This window comes from Dyadobacter sp. CY345, assembly GCF_021502725.1.
Taxonomy (GTDB): domain Bacteria; phylum Bacteroidota; class Bacteroidia; order Cytophagales; family Spirosomataceae; genus Dyadobacter.
Genome location: NZ_JAKFFS010000007.1, coordinates 158,780 through 177,513, shown reverse-complemented (window position 1 = coordinate 177,513; position 18,734 = coordinate 158,780). Strand labels below are relative to the sequence as shown.

General features: G+C 39.4%; 19 protein-coding genes. 4 read left to right on the top strand and 15 right to left on the bottom strand.

Going from position 1 to position 18,734, the window contains the following annotated elements; all coding sequences use genetic code 11:
* The first annotated feature begins 37 nt into the window (after positions 1 to 37).
* Complete coding sequence (locus L0657_RS26065; RefSeq protein WP_235153722.1) at positions 38 to 1,000, top strand: glycosyltransferase; 963 nt, start codon at positions 38 to 40, stop codon at positions 998 to 1,000.
* Here the strand turns inward: L0657_RS26065 and L0657_RS26060 are convergent, their stop codons facing one another.
* The 13 genes from L0657_RS26060 to L0657_RS26000 all read right to left on the bottom strand — a co-directional run bounded on the left by L0657_RS26060 (position 1,001) and on the right by L0657_RS26000 (position 14,576).
* Positions 1,001 to 1,894: a glycosyltransferase gene (locus tag L0657_RS26060; protein WP_235153721.1), complete on the bottom strand. Its 894-nt coding sequence runs from the start codon at positions 1,892 to 1,894 to the stop codon at positions 1,001 to 1,003.
* 81 nt (positions 1,895 to 1,975) lie between these two features.
* Positions 1,976 to 3,364, bottom strand: a complete 1,389-nt coding sequence (locus tag L0657_RS26055; protein ID WP_235153720.1) for a hypothetical protein — start codon at positions 3,362 to 3,364, stop codon at positions 1,976 to 1,978.
* 134 nt (positions 3,365 to 3,498) lie between these two features.
* Entirely contained in the window at positions 3,499 to 4,422 is a 924-nt protein-coding gene (locus L0657_RS26050; protein WP_235153719.1) for a phosphatase PAP2 family protein, read from the bottom strand.
* On the bottom strand, positions 4,415 to 5,050 hold the full coding sequence (locus tag L0657_RS26045) for a sterol desaturase family protein (protein ID WP_235153718.1): 636 nt from the start codon (positions 5,048 to 5,050) through the stop codon (positions 4,415 to 4,417). The genes L0657_RS26050 and L0657_RS26045 overlap by 8 nt, the downstream gene beginning before the upstream one ends.
* 7 nt (positions 5,051 to 5,057) lie before the next feature.
* The gene (locus tag L0657_RS26040) at positions 5,058 to 5,627 is read right to left on the bottom strand and encodes a DUF4833 domain-containing protein (protein WP_235153717.1); all 570 of its coding nucleotides are present in this window, start codon (positions 5,625 to 5,627) and stop codon (positions 5,058 to 5,060) included.
* Positions 5,605 to 6,336: a CDP-alcohol phosphatidyltransferase family protein gene (locus L0657_RS26035; protein ID WP_235153716.1), complete on the bottom strand. Its 732-nt coding sequence runs from the start codon at positions 6,334 to 6,336 to the stop codon at positions 5,605 to 5,607. The genes L0657_RS26040 and L0657_RS26035 overlap by 23 nt, the downstream gene beginning before the upstream one ends.
* 16 nt (positions 6,337 to 6,352) lie before the next feature.
* Entirely contained in the window at positions 6,353 to 8,908 is a 2,556-nt protein-coding gene (locus L0657_RS26030; protein WP_235153715.1) for a DUF5686 and carboxypeptidase-like regulatory domain-containing protein, read from the bottom strand.
* Between the two features lie 74 nt (positions 8,909 to 8,982).
* Positions 8,983 to 9,354, bottom strand: a complete 372-nt coding sequence (locus L0657_RS26025) for a GtrA family protein (protein WP_235153714.1) — start codon at positions 9,352 to 9,354, stop codon at positions 8,983 to 8,985.
* A 1-nt stretch (position 9,355) separates the two neighbouring features.
* On the bottom strand, positions 9,356 to 9,814 hold the full coding sequence (locus L0657_RS26020) for a phosphatidylglycerophosphatase A (RefSeq protein WP_235153713.1): 459 nt from the start codon (positions 9,812 to 9,814) through the stop codon (positions 9,356 to 9,358).
* A gap of 194 nt (positions 9,815 to 10,008) precedes the next feature.
* Complete coding sequence (locus tag L0657_RS26015; RefSeq protein WP_235153712.1) at positions 10,009 to 11,001, bottom strand: NAD(P)-dependent oxidoreductase; 993 nt, start codon at positions 10,999 to 11,001, stop codon at positions 10,009 to 10,011.
* Positions 10,998 to 12,122 (bottom strand): hypothetical protein, encoded by a 1,125-nt coding sequence (locus tag L0657_RS26010; RefSeq protein WP_235153711.1) that lies wholly within the window; start codon positions 12,120 to 12,122, stop codon positions 10,998 to 11,000. Before L0657_RS26010 ends, L0657_RS26015 begins: the two co-directional genes overlap by 4 nt.
* The gene (gene spt / locus L0657_RS26005; protein WP_235153710.1) at positions 12,119 to 13,324 is read right to left on the bottom strand and encodes a serine palmitoyltransferase; all 1,206 of its coding nucleotides are present in this window, start codon (positions 13,322 to 13,324) and stop codon (positions 12,119 to 12,121) included. The genes L0657_RS26010 and spt overlap by 4 nt, the downstream gene beginning before the upstream one ends.
* Positions 13,325 to 13,973: 649 nt before the next feature.
* Positions 13,974 to 14,576 (bottom strand): TetR/AcrR family transcriptional regulator, encoded by a 603-nt coding sequence (locus tag L0657_RS26000; protein WP_235153709.1) that lies wholly within the window; start codon positions 14,574 to 14,576, stop codon positions 13,974 to 13,976.
* Between the two features lie 406 nt (positions 14,577 to 14,982).
* On the opposite strand from L0657_RS26000, the gene L0657_RS25995 reads away from it, so the two are divergent.
* From L0657_RS25995 to L0657_RS25985, 3 genes are all read left to right on the top strand, one after another.
* Positions 14,983 to 15,177, top strand: coding sequence for a hypothetical protein (locus tag L0657_RS25995; protein WP_235153708.1), 195 nt, complete (start codon positions 14,983 to 14,985; stop codon positions 15,175 to 15,177).
* Between the two features lie 344 nt (positions 15,178 to 15,521).
* Positions 15,522 to 16,568: an Atu2307/SP_0267 family LLM class monooxygenase gene (locus L0657_RS25990; protein ID WP_235153707.1), complete on the top strand. Its 1,047-nt coding sequence runs from the start codon at positions 15,522 to 15,524 to the stop codon at positions 16,566 to 16,568.
* Between the two features lie 163 nt (positions 16,569 to 16,731).
* Positions 16,732 to 17,631 carry a DNA-3-methyladenine glycosylase gene (locus tag L0657_RS25985; protein ID WP_235153706.1) on the top strand — a complete coding sequence of 300 codons (900 nt, stop codon included), beginning with the start codon at positions 16,732 to 16,734 and terminating at the stop codon, positions 17,629 to 17,631.
* A gap of 6 nt (positions 17,632 to 17,637) precedes the next feature.
* On the opposite strand, the gene L0657_RS25980 is transcribed toward L0657_RS25985, so the two are convergent.
* Together L0657_RS25980 and L0657_RS25975 are read right to left on the bottom strand one after the other, a co-directional pair.
* Positions 17,638 to 18,219, bottom strand: coding sequence for an alpha-ketoglutarate-dependent dioxygenase AlkB (locus L0657_RS25980; RefSeq protein WP_235153705.1), 582 nt, complete (start codon positions 18,217 to 18,219; stop codon positions 17,638 to 17,640).
* Positions 18,220 to 18,226: 7 nt separating this feature from the next.
* Positions 18,227 to 18,529, bottom strand: coding sequence for an Ada metal-binding domain-containing protein (locus L0657_RS25975; RefSeq protein WP_235153704.1), 303 nt, complete (start codon positions 18,527 to 18,529; stop codon positions 18,227 to 18,229).
* Positions 18,530 to 18,734: the final 205 nt, after the last annotated feature.

Genomic DNA, 18,734 nt, shown 5'->3' with positions numbered 1-18,734 from the left:
GCTGAAAAAACGGTATAAAAATTAGTAAGTATCCAAGATGAATCAACCTAATACACCCCTCGTTTCCATTGCATTATGTGTTTACAATGGAGAAAAATTCCTACGCGAACAACTTGATTCACTTGTTAATCAAACCTATCCCAACCTTGAAATTATCGCCGTGGATGATCGCAGCAGCGACAGCTCAGTTAGCATAGTTCGGGAATACCAGCAGCGATTTCCCTTCATTAAAATTTTCGAGAACGAGCAAAATCTTGGCTATGTGAAGAATTTCGAAAAGGCGGTTAACTTATGTCAAGGCGACTTAATTGCACTTTCTGACCAGGATGATATCTGGGATCTGGACAAAATAAGGTTGCAAGTTGAAGCAATTGGTGACAGCCTTTTGGTGTACCATGATTCTGCGTTGATAGACGAGGATGGAAATGACGCGGATAAAAAAATGTCAGATATTGTCAATTTGTACAGCGGCGACAATCCGAAAATTTTCCTGCTTTTCAACTGCATTTCCGGCCACAGTTGCATGATCAAAAAAGAATTATTGCCATGGGCTTTACCTTTTCACAGAGACTTTTTCCATGACCAATGGCTCGCCTACGTTGCTGCGAATGTTGGAAGTATCGCTGTGATCAACCAATGTCTGGTGCAATATCGCCAACATGGTTCCAGCTCGACGGACATTTTAAACAAGAGGAAAAAGATTAACAAGAAATATCACGAGAACCGGGATATCGTTAAAATGAGGAAAGAATTGAAATGGCTGAAACATTGCAACGGTTACAAATACAACAAGTATCCTGATTTTGTTAATAAACTTGTCACGTTGTTTGAAGAACGTCTGGATACATTTTTCTCCTTCGAATATTCAAGTTTGCTGCGCGAAGATTATGATTCGCTTTACTACATTCCCAGATATAGAAAATCAAATAAAAAGGGATTTATAAACCGACATATCTGGGGCATGAAGTCTAAACTTCTTTGGACCAGGATCTTTGGATAATCATTTCCCAATTCCCAGCTTTTGCTCAACCAAGTGAGCGTAACCCTTGAAAAATAATCTCAGTGGCATTTTACCAGACTTCCCGACCGTCAAAAGCATCCGGTGAATCTGGTAAAATGAATATTTCCATTCAATCATCTGCTCAACCAGATTTTTCAGTGCTGCTTCTTCCGTATCATATAATTCAATATCTGCCACATCGGAGATCGTAAGCGGAAGAGATTTCGTCCATTTTTTGTGAACCTTTAAAATTTCGTCAAGCCAGTTTTTATTGAAATTTCCTTCGGAAGCATGTTTCATCAGAACGTCGTAAACGACGACAATTTTGTGCTTTCCATAAATGTTCAGGCAAAAATCTACGTCATAGCCGTGAAAACCTTTCAGGAGCTCTTCATCAAACGGCTTCTCCTCGAGAATTTCTTTTCTCACACAAAACCACAAACCATCCACGCATATAACTTCTGATACCTTTTGTTCGTAAGGGTTGTGATAAGCGTGAATTTCATCCTTTTCATCAAGTTTAAAACCTTGTAAAAGATTTTGAAAATACCTGTCCACCGATTTGTATTCGAGACAATACCAGCCGGAAGGCGTCAAGGATTTGTAACCGCCGCCAGCAACCCCGACAACACCAATATCAGCACGGCCTGCAAATTTGTCCAGCACATTTTTGCCCCAATCAGGCGTATCGATCCTGATATCTTCGTGCATGAAACAAATGATATCAAACTTCGCCTTTTTTGCACCAATATTGTATAACTCACAAATACCCTTTTTTCCATCACTATTATCGAATGAAATAATTTCAAACGGTACGCCTATGGTTTGTTCGATATTTCGGGAAACAAGCCTTAAATCATTTGCGTTGGCAGAACAGATTACTATTGATATCATTAAATTAATACAGTTTGAAAACAAAAGATTAAAAACGGCTGATCACCAAATGACCCGATCACGTTTAAATTCGGCGTTAAATTACTCCTTAGTTTTATTACCATCATCAATCCGTGGCAGCACAGACTGATAAGTTTTAAGATCCAGCATTTGTTGAAGCCGTTCTTTGTCCGGATATGGTATCTCAAACTGAGGTTTATCCAGCGCTGATTTATCATGCGTTTTATAATATTCCGCAACATTTCTGACTTCGAGAGACATCAATTCAGACTGATTTTTCATATCGGTCATGTCATCCACAAAGCGGAGTTTATGCGCTTTATAGTATGTCAGATAAAATGACAAGCCAATAACAAATATCAAAACCCAGACCCGCACATTCCTTTCAAATTCCTCAAGCAATCGTATCGAAAACCAACTGACCGAAATAAGTCCTGGCGTCAGCAGATCAGTATACCGCGACGTAACCTGATCCAATTCATGGCCTCTGCCATAAGAAATTGCCAAAACCTGGGCAAAAGTCCAGGCAAAACATGCAGCCATTAAAAGATCAAATCTTGTGAAATTTTTGCGGATCAGGATAATTGGAATTCCTATAACAGCGGGGAGCCAAAGCGGTATTCCCAGCCAGCGGTTTAATCTGGATGGCCAGCTAAGAACTCTTGTAAATCCTTCAAAAAACTCGTTAAAATCTGCTGCTCGAAGCCGTTCATGCCCATCGACATGGGACACCATTTGGTAACCAAGGATGGTTATTGTCAACAGAAGCATAACAAAAACCAGTGTCAGCAGATAATTTCTGCGATTGGCGATACTGTGAAAAATATAAATACCGCAGGCTATCAGTGGCAAAAGAATGCCGGATGCCATGGTTAAAATACCTAATAAGCTAAAACTTAAAACGCCCGCAAACGCCCAGAAGTTTTCAGAGTGAAATGTGGCCAAAGCAAACCCAGCAATTGAAAAAAACATCAAAAAGAAAAACTGGCTTTGAAACCCAACTAAAATATTTTCCCAGCCAAAGGGAAGTACGAACTGAGCGGAAATAATTAGTAAAATGATACATCTGCTACCAAACAATTGCTTTTTTACCTGCATTAGCCAGACAATCAAAACAGGTGTGGACGCGGCAATAAACACGTTGACTCTCGCTTCGTTAAGATTGCTCCAGATACCAGTCAGTTTGAAACAAATTAATGTAACAATGCGTGTCGGTAAAACGCGGTGTTCGTTGTGAGGCAGCCAGAGATTTGAAAGTTTAAAACGCCCTTCAACAAGTGGCCTCACAACATCCTCACCTTCGGCATCCCACTGATCCCAGAATGGAAAAGACAATCCAAATTTTTGAAGATAATACCACCGCGGGATGATGATTACAGCGGCGAAGATAAAGTAAAACAAAATGTTTATAATCCCTTTATTTTCTTCAAATTTTTGGTACCATTTAAGCTGAATGCTTTTATTATACATTTCAAATCGTGATACTTTTCAAGACATTTCACCGCGAAGATGAAACTGACAGACTTCGGCCTAAAACAAAAAGTTGAAGATAACGAACCAGATGGCTTATCCTCAACTTTCGATGCGTAAAATCTGAATTTATTCTAACTAAACCTTTTTGCTATAAATAAATTCACCAGAATAATTCCTGTGATCGCGCAGCTGATTCCTGCCAAAACATCCAGAACGTAATGATGGCTGGTATAAACAGCAGCGAACCAGATTCCCGGCATCGTTATCCCAATAAGAATAGTCAGCCCCAAACTGATTCTACTTTTTACAGCATAATATAAGGCGATCAGAGGGTAAGACGAATGCAACGACGGCATTGCAGCGAAAACATTTGAGCTCTTCGAATAAATTGATTTGAAAATCCCTACATCAAAAAACGAATCAAATCTTGATAATCCTGCTGTATTTCCCGGAGTGTTGGCAATAAATTCAAATCCATATTGCTGGCTATACCAGGGCGGCGCTGCCGGATAGAGATAATAAATCACGAAACCGATCAAATTGACAAGCAAGAACGTGAAAGCAAAAGTGAAAAACTTAGGCCGGTTTTTAAAGAAAAGATACCCAGCCAATGACAACGGCAGAGGGATCCAAGTCAGATAAAACAGCCCCGACATGACATCGAGAAAAGGGTTTTGATATTTGATCCAGAATTCATTTGGCGTCAGAATCGAGGGACCGGACTGGATACCAAACACCGATTTTTCAAGATCGTATAAACTTTTTATGTGGACTGTATTGTAATTATAATTAGGAAAAGCCTTCATATAATCGAACAGAATCCAGTATACGATGAAGATCGAGAATGCGGTAATGAATCTACGGGTAGCGTCTGAAAAGAAATAAAATCCGTTGGTTAAAACCAGCAAGACAATCTGTTCACTGCGAAACCCGATAAGATATCTGGATAGCAAAAGGTAACCTACCGATAATCCGAGCATCGTTAAGAGGGCTTTTGGCCCATAAAAATCTTTTCTCGAAATACGTGTTACCGGACTCTCTAAATCGTTAATCATTTTTCTTGTTTAAAAAATCGGAGCTGAAAATTTTGTCCCACAACGGAGAACTCACTCCATATCCCTTAGTGGCATCATCATAATGGTGCAACATATGGTGTTTTTTCAGTTTCTTCCAGAATTTATTTTTAAAGTTAGCATGATGCAACATATAATGGGTCATGTCATAAAACAAATAACCCGTCATGAATGCTGAAAAAAATGCAGCTAATTGCCCGGTTTCCAGAAAAAGTGAGAACAGGAAATAGAAAGCTGCCGAAAGCGGAATACTTACCGACGGCGGCATGACCAGACGGTGCGCGTCACTTGGATAGTCATGATGAACACCATGGAAAATAAAATGGATTCTTTCAAATATCTTGTTTCCTTTCTTGGGTTCCCAATGAAAAATAAAACGGTGCATAACATATTCCGTCAGTGTCCATACGAACAAACCTAACAGATAAAACCCTGAAAATTGAAGTGTCGAAAGTTGCTGCTCAGAGATTGCTTTCCAGGCGAAATAAATTATTACAGGAACGAAAATAAATAATGGCACGGAATAGTGCACTTTGGAAACGGATTCGAGGAGATCGCTCTTGAACATCCTAGCCGATTCTTTCGAGTTGGATACATAGTTCTTCGGCATGACAGCATCAGGAAAATTTGGTAATACGTTCGACAACAGTCTTACCATTTGAGGGATCAGTGCCAGTTACTTCGATATACTTAACGTTGGGAACCCAAAAAGTCCCTCCATCGATTCTTACAAAAATTTTGGTAAGCACGCATTGCTTTTGATTGATCTGCATGAAAACCTGATATTTGTTGTTTGTACCTTTTCTAAGATATAAAGGAGTTTTGGCGTAAGCGACTGATTTCAGCTGATAAAAATCTTTACCCGACTTTTTAACTGTAATACCATAAGCAAATTTGCGCTGAAGATAGTTCAGCTCTTTTCGTGCTCCTCCTGTTGGGTATAGTATCCAGTAAGGGTGAACCGGGTTTTCCTCATTTAACTTGCCCTTGTTATCAACATTGAGTTCATAACAAATCGTGTTGGTGTTCGGATCTCTTTGAATATAAAAAAGAAGATTAGGAACTCTTGGAACCGGGAAAGTATCTACGGCCATAGCCGCTACGTTTTCCCGTTTGTTTTTGTCTGCGAAGGCATTGTTAGTTGTTGCGAAGAAAGCAAACAAACTAACGATTAATAGAAATCTCATCGGAATCTTTTTTGTCCAATATTTTTTTTACACTTAACAATCGATTAACAGCAGTGATATTGGTGAGAACGGCCATGATTGTAATGGGAATTGTAAAAATTGACATTGTTTCAAATACATGGAAAGGTATTCCGGGGATAAAAAGTTTGTAATCCCCACCAATATAGGCAGATGCCACGCCGCAGGAAATTGCTGATATTCCTACCAAAACAACCCTTTCAGGACGTTGCATTAGCCCTTCTTTGCATTCAACTCTGAGGCCTTCTGCCCTGGCGCGCGTGTAGCTCACCATTACGGATCCGATCAAAGCGATAAATGCGAACAGCGAACTAAAGAAATAATGATGACCTACCAGATAATAACAAATACCCAAAAACATCACCATTTCACTGTACCTGTCCAAAACAGAGTCATAGAAAGCACCGAAAGTGGAGCTCATATTTCCCAGTCTGGCCACTTGTCCGTCGAGCATATCAAAGATTCCTGCGAACAATACCAGAAATCCAGCCCAGCCTACATAGGCAAAATCTCCCCTGTTTCCTTCTTCGACACCCAGGATAAAAATCACCGCAACCCCGATGTTCAGGGCCAAACCGATGGTTGTTACCATGTTGGGTGTAAGTCCGGCTTTGATCAGAAACCTGACAAACGGATTGATCACTTTATATATGCCTTGTTGTAAAGCTACTCTTAACTCGTCCTTATTCATCTTACTTGGTTTTATACTAAAAATCCAACTTTACTCTTGCCCTAATTCCCCATTCTGAAACATTAGGGTTGTCAAGATAGTTGAAGCGCTTAACCAAATCAACTCTTAATAATTTAAAAATGTTCGCGATCCCTACACTTCCTTCCATATAAGGTTCTTTATTGAGAGAATATGTGGCTAATGTCCCGTCATCATTTCTCAAAAAGCGGTATAATTCCGGATTATTAGCCGGATTGTTCTCATTTCTTAATCCGCCATATAACCCTTTGAATGCTACGACTTCTCTAAGTTTTAATCTTTTCAACAGAGGTATTTTATTAAAAAGAAATCCATTCAGATAATATTCAACACCTAAACTTGCATAATGATCGCTGACAAACTCTAAAAAGTTCATAAGATTGTAAGAACTCAGCTGATATGCATAACTCTGGTTTGCCCGATGGATTGTCAGTAACGGGAAAGGAATATTCTTGCCAATCAAATATCCACCTTCTGCGGTCACGTCGGCATAACCGAACTGTGAAAGGAAAAATCGTTTGGCGATATTTCCTGTGAAATTATGATAGCTCGTTTCACCGTCGAGCAGACCTTTGATACCCGCTGCATAACGGAAGGTGAAAACAGGATATTTGTTAGGAATTGGAATACGATATAATTTCCCCTGATAGTATTGTTCTTTCGGCGCATACCGAAGTTCCAAACTTGCCTCCGAATTGGATAATTTAGGAATATTGATCAATCCATCGCTCGTTGTGTCATATCGCTGGTATTCCAAAGCTCCGGCAGGGCTCTGAGCCCACTGTGTAAAGCCAAATTTATATGAAACTCGGCTTGGGAATTCTCTGACGTATTCAAATTTGTATATGTCGTTGTATAACCAGCGATCGTTATTTCCTCTTTTAAATGACAAAAGAAAATTGTCTTCTTGAACAAACTGTAATTCCTGTCCCGGTATTTTGGTGTCATGCTGGTAACTTACCCGGAAGTAATGAAGTGGAAAATGATATACAGATTTATTGTTCAGTGAATACGTACCGCTCACAAAATATTTCCATTTCATATCCTTAAACCCGTACGCGGCATAAGTCTCAAAATAAAGTCTTTTACTGAACTGTGGCGTCGTTCTTCCGCCAAAACGTAACCTTAAACCTTCAACTGGATTAAAGCTGTAAAATGTGTTGACCGGCCCGATTTCGAGTGGTCCGAGGGACTTGTAACCCGCAAACAATAACGTACCGATATCCATTGTACGTTTAAAGGATTTTATTGTCTGAAGCGTATCTACGTTTTTATAAATTTCAACTTCGCGGCGTTCCAGCGGGATGTGGCGTGAGTTCACCCAGAAGTCCGGATTCTTCTTTTCTTCAGGATTATACATGATTTCCTCAGCCGGCCCCTGATAAACACTATCCTTCTGCGCTTTATTTATCTCGTAATCCTTAAAAGTAACCGTGCGCTCACCATATAGCCCTCCGCCCTTGTCTCCAAAGGCAAATTCCATCCCGAGCGTGCTTTTACTCATGTGATACCTACCGTCCGAACTCTTTTCAAATTCAAGTTTGGCTTCAAGGTCACGCATGAAGTTTAGGTTAATATCCTTATTTACTGTCAGATACGCGTGTTGAACACCGTAATGGCCGTCCAGGGTAATATATAATTTACCTTGAAAAAGAAGATCCGTTTTATTACGGGGAATAAAACTCAGCTCAATTAACCAGGGCTGCTGGGTTTTGATCGTATCAGTAATAAAAAACTTGTAGAAAGTCGGCGAGCTGTTTGCTATCGGACTGAGCAACAGGTTAGTAACTACCGAAATGTTATTATTGTAAATATTAATATCTTCATAAAGCCGATTAAAATAAGTACTCAGACCATCGTTATCAATGAATCGCGCGTCATACTCTGCCCGTTGATCGGCCAGAACGCGCTGCTTCTTTTTGTATGGATTTTTACGATAATATATCTGCGAAAGACGTTCTCTTAAATAAGCAGGCAGCATATTCTTACCGCCAATGGTACTTGAATCCTGTTCTGTGAAAAGGAACTGATAGTTTCTGAAAATTCTTTTTTCACGAAATTTATCAGATAAGTTACTCAGTGCCAGCGATATTTTCTCATATTGCTCATACTGAACATACTCATTCGCCTCCATCTGATTTTCCTTCTTGTGGTCAATCACTTTCTGGATAAGTTCAACAGCAGGATTATTACGGTTTCTGTAACGCGCCTTGCCTTTGATAACAACCTCAGTAAGCATGGAAGTATTAACGCTCAGTTTTACATTGATAACCTGCTCTTTACCAGGCTCAATCGCTCTCACGGCGGTGTTGTAACCAATATAACCAAACTGAATTTTCGAATAAGTACCTTCTAGCTTGATAGCGTAACGGCCTTCGTCATCAGCCAGCACACCAATCGTGGTCCCTGGTATCAGGACATTCGCGTAAGGTAACGTCTCCTTTGATGCGGAGTCGGTCAGTACTCCCCTGATGATTGTAGTTTGTGCGCTGACAACGTCTGCTCCAAACAGAATCAGGAAGAATAGGGCAATTGTTTTAAATCGTACTAACATTTCTATTTTTTTTTGCGTCTCCTGCTGCGGGCTTTAAGGCAGGAGCACCTTCATCTGATTTCATTATTCATGTGCTATCTGAAAACAAGCTTTTTCTGAAAGACATAGTTATAGCCAAAACCTACAACAAGTGCTACCAATGCCTTTGAAACTACGTAATTCCATTCTGTAACGTGTAAGATCAAATACATACCTGAGGCATTAAATGCCAAATTCCCGACCCAAACGAGAAAATATTTGAAAGCCTGAGTACTTATTTTATTCTCTGTCGCGTCGAAAACCCAATAACGGTTTATTATGAAATTAGCTAAGCCTCCACAGGTTGTACCGACTACACTACTCATAAACGGTTCTTGTAAAAAAAAGTTCACCAGAACGATTGTAGTCGAAAAGTCGATAAATGTTGCTGTCAAAGAAGAAGCTTGCGCCTTGATAAACGTTAACATTTTACAAGAGATTGAATCTGAATACGATTTGTAGAAGAATGTTCGCGCAAATACCAGCCAACACGTCATCAAGCATAACGCCCAACCCACCGGGTAATTTTTCTGCCTTGCTGATATACAAAGGTTTTACAATATCAAAGAACCTGAATAGTACCAGCCCAGCGGCGATATAAGCTATTGATGCAGGTAAAAATAATAAACTGACACACATCCCCGCGACCTCATCGATCACCACTTTTTTATCATCTTTTCCCCAAAAAGGCTCAACAGCATCCGAAGATATTATTCCGATTATAGTTATAACAAGCGTTACTCCCAAGGTCAGCCACTGGCCAGGCACAAAATGCTCATGCCAAAAATACCAGCAAATACATGTGAAAACAGCGGCAACTGTCCCTCCACCTTTTCCGACGTATCCTATTCCTAAGGATGTTGCAATTAATTTATGCAACTGACTCATTATTTTCAGGTTAATTCTGCACTACAAGGTTCCGGCATCTCATACGAGCAAGCGAACCAATCTTTTTTCACTGACCTTTTTTTCTATTTCATGATCATTATGCCCCAAGTCAGGGAAGCATAATTGGGGTTAGATTCCCGGTGGTCTGATGTGCTGGTCTGGATCAATCATAAATTTTCAAATAAGAGGTGATTTTAAAGCCATTTTTTCTCTGTATACCAAGGCAACGACTCCGCCAATCCTGTTTTCAAATTATAAACAGGCCGATAATTCAGATCTTTTTTCGCTGCTTCAATACTACAAGCCCAATTTGGCGCCGTTAGTTCATTCAACTTTTCCTGATTTAGAACCGGCATTTTCCTGGAATTTAAATAAGCCAGTTCCAGAATATTTGCCACTACTTTCACTACACCTTCGGGAATGTGCAAACGCATCGTTTTTTTACCTGTCAGATCCTTAAAAGTATCCGCGAGTTCATATCGGTTGTAAACATTACCGTCCGAAATATTATAGGTATACTCCTTATTATTTTCAGCCTTCAATGACAACATTGTGGCATTTACTAAGTCCTGCACATACACGAAACTGAAACGCTGCGGACTATCGCCAATGTAGGCATCAAGGCCATCCTGCAACATTTTAAAAACAATGAACAGATCTTTTTCTCCCGGCCCGTAGACAGCTGTTGGTCGCAACACAGCTTTTGGTAAATTAATTTCCTTTAAATATTGCTCGGCTAAAAGCTTACTTTTACCATAAGCAGTTACCGGATTCGGTGTTCTGTCTTCTTTAAAAAGATGATGGTCGTGATATGCAGACGGCCCCAGAGCCGCAAGGCTACTTAAAAATACAAATTTTTTAAGCGGAATATTTGCTTCCGCCGCTGCTAACGCCAGATTTTTGGTGTAGTCAGCATTGATAAGATTATACTCCATTTCGTCTTTTGCTTTCGTAGCTCCGGCAGCATGAACGATGTATTCGTATTGTCCATCTTCCAGACTTTTAATAAGCGAATCTTTCGACCTGAAATCAAGGTATACATATTTTGGAGAAAGAGAATCCAGTTGTGATAACTTGCTTGAAGCACGCACGGCAGCATGGACTTCCAGGCCCGCCTTTTTTGCAGCTTTTATAAGATGATATCCTATAAAACCGCTAGCACCAGTTATCAGGATTCTTTCGCTCATATTTCCTTTTCAAAAAGCCGGTAACGTTTATAAAGCTCTCCGTTCATCTGATCCAGTGCACGGTTCATCATGTGGTTATCTTCCAGCATCCAGGAGCACTCTCCGCCTTTGATTTTAGTGCCCTTCGAATTTTTGATGATCCCACCATACAAACACGCCTCGATACCCATTTTTCGATAACCGTCAATTACCCCCAGCGTGAGTATGCGTAACATATCAATATTTTTCTTCAAAAACAGAAGTTTGAAGATACCAGTTGGCAGCAATCGTCCTTTTTTAATCTTTATCAAAATCTGGTTTATATCCGGGATGGCCAGAATAAAACCTACGATCTTATTATCCTTCTCAGCAAGCAGACAATAATCAGGGTTCAGGATCATTTTCAGATCTTTTGCCAAATATTCAAATTCTGCTTCTGTCGTTGGTACAAACCCAAGGTTTTCGGCCCAAGCGATGTTATATATCTCCCGGATCTTAACTACCTCATTTTTGAAATCTTTCAGATTTACCTTACGAATCACGATTCCATGTCTTTCCAGCAAACGATTTTGAAGCGTATCCAACATTCTGATCGCCTTATCATTTACAGATTCATGCATTACTCTATAAGCGAGCAAATCTGTTTTTTTCTTCAAACCAATATTCTCTACAAGCCTCAGATAATACGGAGCATTGTAGGGCATCATTGCAACGGGCGGCATATCGAAACCCTCTACCAACATTCCACAAACGTCATTTGTGGAAGGATTTGCAGGTCCTTGTATTCTATTAAGCCCCTCGCTTTTCAACCAATTAATTGCACTTTCAAACAACAAATTAGCTGTTTCCTGGTCGTCAATACAATCGAAAAAGCCAAAAAAACCGTCCTTGGCACCAATAAATTCGTTATGATTTCTATTATTTATCGCAGCAATTCGTCCCGTTATCTTCTCGCCATCAAAAGCCAAAAATAACTGCGCTTTTGAATGTTCGTAAAAAGGATGTTTACCAGGTGTTAGAAGATCTCTTTGTCCGATAAAAATTTCCGGTACGTAATTTACATCGTCCTTATATAGGTCATGAGGAAAATCAACGAACCGGTCTAAATCCTTTTTAGAGGTAACGGGTAAAACTCTGGTCATACGGTTTCAGTAACGGGATACGAATATATTTGTTTGTAAGCCTTCGCCATTTTATCGACAGCCTCTTCAATTTGGTCAAAAGTGTGGGTAGCCATCAATGAGAACCGAATTAATGAGTCAGAAGTATGAACAGCTGGCGATACTACCGGATTAACAAATACACCGTCTTCCTGCAATAGTTTTGTGATATGGAAAGTCTTTTCGTTATCACGAATATAAATCGGCAAAATAGGACTTTCGGTGCGACCAAGATCAAATCCGCATTCAAGCAATAATTTCTTGGCATAATGTGTATTTGCCCAAAGCTTTTCTATATGTTCAGGTTCAGTCTGTACAATTTCAAGACAAGCCAAAACGCTTGCAACTGACGAAGGCGTCATACTCGCACTGAACATCAATGAGCGGGCACGGTGTTTCAAAAACTCTATCGTTTCGGCATCAGCAGCAATAAATCCACCAAGGGATGCAAAAGACTTGCTGAATGTACCCATAATAAGATCCGCCTTGTCAGTCAGACCAAAATGCGAAGCAGTTCCGGCACCGTCAGTACCGATAACACCCAAACTGTGTGCGTCATCTACCATGATATTTGCCCCGAATTCCTCCGCAACTTTAACCATTTCAGGAAGTTTCACGATATCGCCTTCCATACTAAAGATACCATCAGTCGCTATTAATTTAATGGCATCCTCAGGAAGATTCCGAAGCTTATTTCTAAGATCGGCCATATTATTATGCTGATACTTAACCACTTTTGAAAACGACAAACGGCTGCCATCGATGATAGATGCGTGGTTGGCGTCGTCGAGAATCAAATAATCATTTCTGCCTGTAATACAGGACAAAGCACCTAAATTAGCCTGAAAACCTGTACTGAAAAGCACAGCAGCGCCTTTGCCAGTGTATACTGCCAATTTCTCCTCTAATTCTTCATGGATATCAAGCGTACCATTTAAGAAGCGGGAACCTGCGCACCCTGTTCCGTATTTAGTGATCGCTTCACGAGCTGCTTCCACAACCTTTGGGTGGTTCGTCAATCCGAGATATGAATTTGAACCAAACATCAGCACCTTTTTGCCGTGGATGATTACCTCAGTATCCTGACCTGACTCAATTGGTCTAAAATAAGGGTACAGCCCCTTCTCCTTAATTACCTTCGAGTCTCTAAATTCAGAAACCCGGGCATGTAGTTTATTCCCCATAAATATTTAGTGTCAGAAACATGCACCTACTTCCAGATTTTCAACTCGTTCAAGCGGGTTATGTATCATGTTCGTCATTAAAAAAGTAATTTTATCAGATTTCGGCAATATTAACGCAACGTTTCGCCTGCATTACCTAACATGTTTACTTCAATAAAGGTTTTTACTTGAATTGATTTATTTAAAAAATTTATAACAAAAACAGTTTTTATTGAAATACCGGGAAAATTAACGAATTGTTTTAAGACAATTTATCGTCTTTCCCATTGACTTCATAAATAGCTGTTTACACATTACTTGGCTTAAATAGCAGTCATAATCACGGAATTACCTATTATTTTTGCTATGAAATATCACTATTTAGAAGTGTTATAATACAGTAACTGCAAAGATAGATAAATTGTATTTTAATACGTTCCATACTTCAATTAATTCGTTTCTCACTGAAAACAATATTAACTAATCAATAAGAATTTATTAACCGACAAAGAAAACGCATTTAAATTACTAAACCCGTTTAATACGTTAGATTATGGTTATTTTAATATCTATTTAATTTCGAAGTAAAAATGAAACCTGTAAAAAAAAGCTGGCGGTCCTTGTCCGGAAATGACAATTTATAAAATAACTTAGACGAATCTTCTTCGAACTATGATTTCTTAATACCATTCATGATCAGCTCCATAAGCAAACTTAGATAGTCATGCATTTCTTCCAGTTTATCGTACATGAGAAGATCGAACTCAATTCCCCTTTGAGCACTGGCCAGGACAAACGCTAATTTTTCAAGTTCGTTTTCACTTAATATCCTAAACTCTCCGCTGATCATTCCGTATTCAAGAATACTTTTCAGGATAATCATCTCCTTCTCATCATATTTTTTTCGCCAGGTGCAATCTCCTCCAACCGAAAACATCGCGTCCCTGGTTTCCGACACCAGAACGGTGTATAGATTGGCCATTTTCTTCATCATTTCAAAACGCTTTACATAAAACGTTTTGAACTTTTCAAGCGCAGTCGGAGCTTTTGAAATTTCGCCTTTTAACATCTGGAAAAACTCATCTTTTTCCCGGCCGATAATGGCGTCGAAAATCTCTTCTTTGCTTTTGAAATAATAATAAAGCGTGCTTTTCCCCTTCCCGGCATCCTTGGCAATATCTTCCATTGTGGTCTTATTTAAACCATATCGCTGGAATAACTTGTCAGCACCCTCCAAAATTTTCGCCTTAATTATTTCATCCTTATTTGACATTGGTCTTAACTATTTTTTCGACTAAAACCGTATTACGGTCTAAAATTAACTCATACGCTGAACAGAACAATATACTTTTCATAATAATTTCGATCATTATAAGTAAAGTGCAAAAAAGTCTCCTGATTATTAAAAACGAAAAATCAAATCCTTTCCGTAATAGTACTTATGCACAGCGGAGGTTTGCACGTAAAATTCCTTCTAAATGGTGTGTAGTATTGTGAAATCGACTTTTAGAAAGTTGACGAGAATGACTCAATTGTGCTAAAAAACCAGCAAATAAGTAACCCTAGTTATTTAACGGTTAGGCAATTAAATAAATAAAATCCAAATTGACGCTTAATTCAAAACCAGCAATATTCTTGATAAAGTACAGGTAACCATTTTAACTATTTAACCCAGACGTATGAAAACTGACGAAACATCATTTACCGAAATTAATCGGCTCCTCGAAACGTACATGACCGAAATTGAGTCGTCCGAATTGAAGCCACTTGCAGCTAACATTTATCTAACGCATGCGAAAAATTTTGTTCGCTGGATCGAAGGGGAATTTGTCCCAGGCGGCAGGCTGAAAAAAACATCCGAAGCACTAAGCTAACAGACCAATAACACTCAGAGCACTTAGCACACACTATACTTTCTGAGTTTGATTCAAACCATATCAAATTCCTCAATAATTTGCCTTTCTCAGATATTCCCCAAAATTCATTTCGCTATCACATTATTCTTCCTTGAAATAACAAATCTTGAATTTAGGCCGATCTGCCAGCCGTTTTTAGCAACTCCCGCCAAATGCTCTTCCCAAACCATACCAGAATATTTCCTGCCCTCATAAAATTTTACTGTTCAAACTAAACTGACATAATACACTTTGTGTTGTCGTAATACAGAAATTTTGAATTTTGGCAAAAGTTTAGACTGCCACTTACGATTATTACGACAATGGAATTAGGTATAAGTACTTTTGGAGAGGTAAAACCAGATGGTGTTTCCGGAAAAGCTTTCAATGCGCACCAGCGCATGAAGGAATTATTAGAGGAAGTCAAACTTGCTGACGAAGTAGGTCTCGACGTTTTCGCATTTGGAGAGCATCACCGTCCCGACTTTGTAATTTCAGCACCAGAGGTAATTCTTGGTGCTGCGGCGGCGATTACCAAAAATATAAAATTATCAAGTTCCGTGACTGTTCTGAGCTCCGCAGATCCTGTCCGGACTTTCCAAAATTTTGCAACCGTTGACCTCTTGTCAGACGGCCGCGCAGAAATTATGGCAGGCCGCGGTTCTTTTATAGAATCGTTCCCACTTTTCGGTTATGATCTGAATGATTATGATGAATTATTTACTGAGAAGCTCGATTTGCTCATTAAAATTAATCAAAGCGAGAAGGTATCCTGGAAAGGTAAATTACGCGCACCGATTGATAACAAAGGGGTATATCCAAGGCCTTTGCAGGAAAAGTTACCGATATGGCTCGCAGTCGGAGGAACGCCCGCGTCTGCGATTCGGGCAGGAAAATTGAATCTTCCGATGACGGTTGCGCTACTAGGCGGCAGAGCTGACCAGTTCGTTCCTTTTGTGAATCTTTACAGGGAGACTGCAAAAAATGCCGGTCATGACGTCAGCAAGTTACAATTAGCGATCAGTTCACAATTTTACGTGGCTGATAACGAGCAACGTGCTGTCGAAGAATTTTATCCTTCTTATGAAATTTTGATGAATCGTGTTGGCCGCGAAAGAGGTTGGTCACCTTTGAGCCGTCCCCAGTTTGAATATATGCGAAGCGACGGTCCACTTATGGTTGGAAACGAACAACAAGTGATTGACAAAATTCTTTACCAACACCAACTCTTCAACAATACCCGCTTTTTAGCTCAATTGGTAACAGGATATATTCCCCATAAAAATGTATTGCGCGCCATTGAGTTATATGGAACGAAAGTGGCGCCCGTCATTAGGAAGGAGCTGAACGTCGTGGCAAAAACAGCCTAAGAGTTTGGTTCAGATTGCAAATTTTGCCTGATACGGTTTTTTAGAGCAAAATTTGCAATTAAGATGAAATAGTTTTAGAGTTATCAGCGCAAGATTCGGGTTATTAATCAAAGAGAAATCAGTTAATTTTAGAGTTCAACTTAGCTCGTATTTTACACCGCTCATGCCGGACAATATTCTTTTGATACCGATTGCTTCCACATTCAATTTCAATGAATCCTTATGGTTTTTAAACCGGAATTTTGACGATTGCCTCCATACTGTTTTTGAAAATCGAGTTAGAAAAGCACTGCTGATAAACAACAAACCGATTCTGATTGAAATTGTACAAAAGGACGATTTTTTGCAGATAAAAATCCTCCGGGGTGACTATCAGGAGGAAGATAAATCTGAACTGCTCGCTTATGTTAAAGAATGGCTGGATATTGACCGGGATATTTCTCCTTTTTATGAACTGCTCAGAGAGGATGAACGCCTTTCTTACATGGAGCAATCCTTCGAAGGTTTAAGACTTGTTGGCATACCTGATCTCTTTGAGGCGTTGTGCTGGGGTATTATCGGACAACAAATAAATCTAACTTTCGCTTACAGATTAAAACGAAGGCTCGTAGAAAAATTTGGAACACGCACAGAATTTGAAAATGAAGTTTATCACATTTTTCCGAGCGTTGAAGGACTTTCAGCAGTTGATCCGGAAGATTTGAAAGGGATGCAATTTTCTTCTAAGAAAGCGGAGTATATTGTCGGACTGGCTGAAATCTTTAAAAATGGAAAACTGAGTAAGGGCCTATTAAAAAACTTACCTGATCTGGCCTCACGTCAAAAAACGCTGATATCCATCAGAGGAATCGGAATCTGGACCGCCAATTATGCTTTGATGAAAAGTCTGAAAGAACAAACCAGCATTCCTTACGGAGACACGGGATTAATGCAGGCCTTATTCAACCATCAAATCATTGATCACAAAAAGGATACAGTTCCTGTCATGAAGTTTTTCGAACATTACGCCGGCTGGGAGAGTTATCTCGTTTTTTATTTATGGAGAAGTCTGTCAAAGAAATGATCTTTGCTAAATAATTTTTCTGAAAGTCAAATTGATCCGCGCTCCCGAAATTTTGGGCTCTTTGGGTATACTGTGATACCAATGATGCTGCGTGTTTCCAGCCATAAGCAAAAAACTTCCGTCGGTCAGCACCAGTTTTTCTTTCAAATTTTTATCCGATTGATTTTTAAAATTGAAACTTCTGGAAACACCGAAACTGACTGAGCCTATCACAGGATTTATTCCCAACTCTTTTTCATTGTCTTTGTGCCAGCCCATACTATCATTTCCGTTTCGATAATAATTCAACAAAACATTCGTGAAATAGCAGCCGGACTCTTCTTCAATTCGATATTTGATTGTCATTAATTCCTCTGTCCAGGGCTGTGGCGTCATTGTAATTCCTGAATATCGATAGGCTTTTGGCTCACCGTACCAGGCCGTAAGCCTCGGCTGCATAATCTCACGACCCATGATTTTTATTGGCTCCTGCTTCCAGTTGATGGTATCCTGCAATGTCTTGAAAAAATCAGCACTTTCCTGTTCACTAAAAAATTGAGGATAAAAATATACTTCACCATCCTGCGGCAATAAATTTTCTGGTCTCATAAAGGTCTTACAGTATCAAATTATATTTTGATTTGCTTTTCCAAATTTTATATTTTTCGGATAAACAATTTCCGCACGGGCGATATCCTTCACTTATTGCTTCATGTTCATCTTTGAAAAAAACGCGATTTTCTAATTTCATTCGCTTGCCCGAACCACAATGTAAAGTCCCGTAGATTTTCGTTTTTCTGTATCCACCCAAAGTCACCTCGCCCTGCCTGATCAGCTTAGCCAGACGGCTTTTCCGATCTTCCGGATTCTCTCCCAGCCCGATATGTCTGATCATAATTCCCTCAAATAATTCTCTCAAAAATAGAAAATCCTTTAATCTGGCCAAACCTGAATCTTGCTAAAAATATAATTATTCATACCACAATAAAAATCAAATGTAGCACCGGCGTTACACGGTCTTGACAAAACTTTAAAGCAAAAATGAGACACTGTTAAAACAAAGGAATATGCTAAAAAGATTAAACAGACAACTCTGTACGGAAACAACCGACTTAATGAATTTT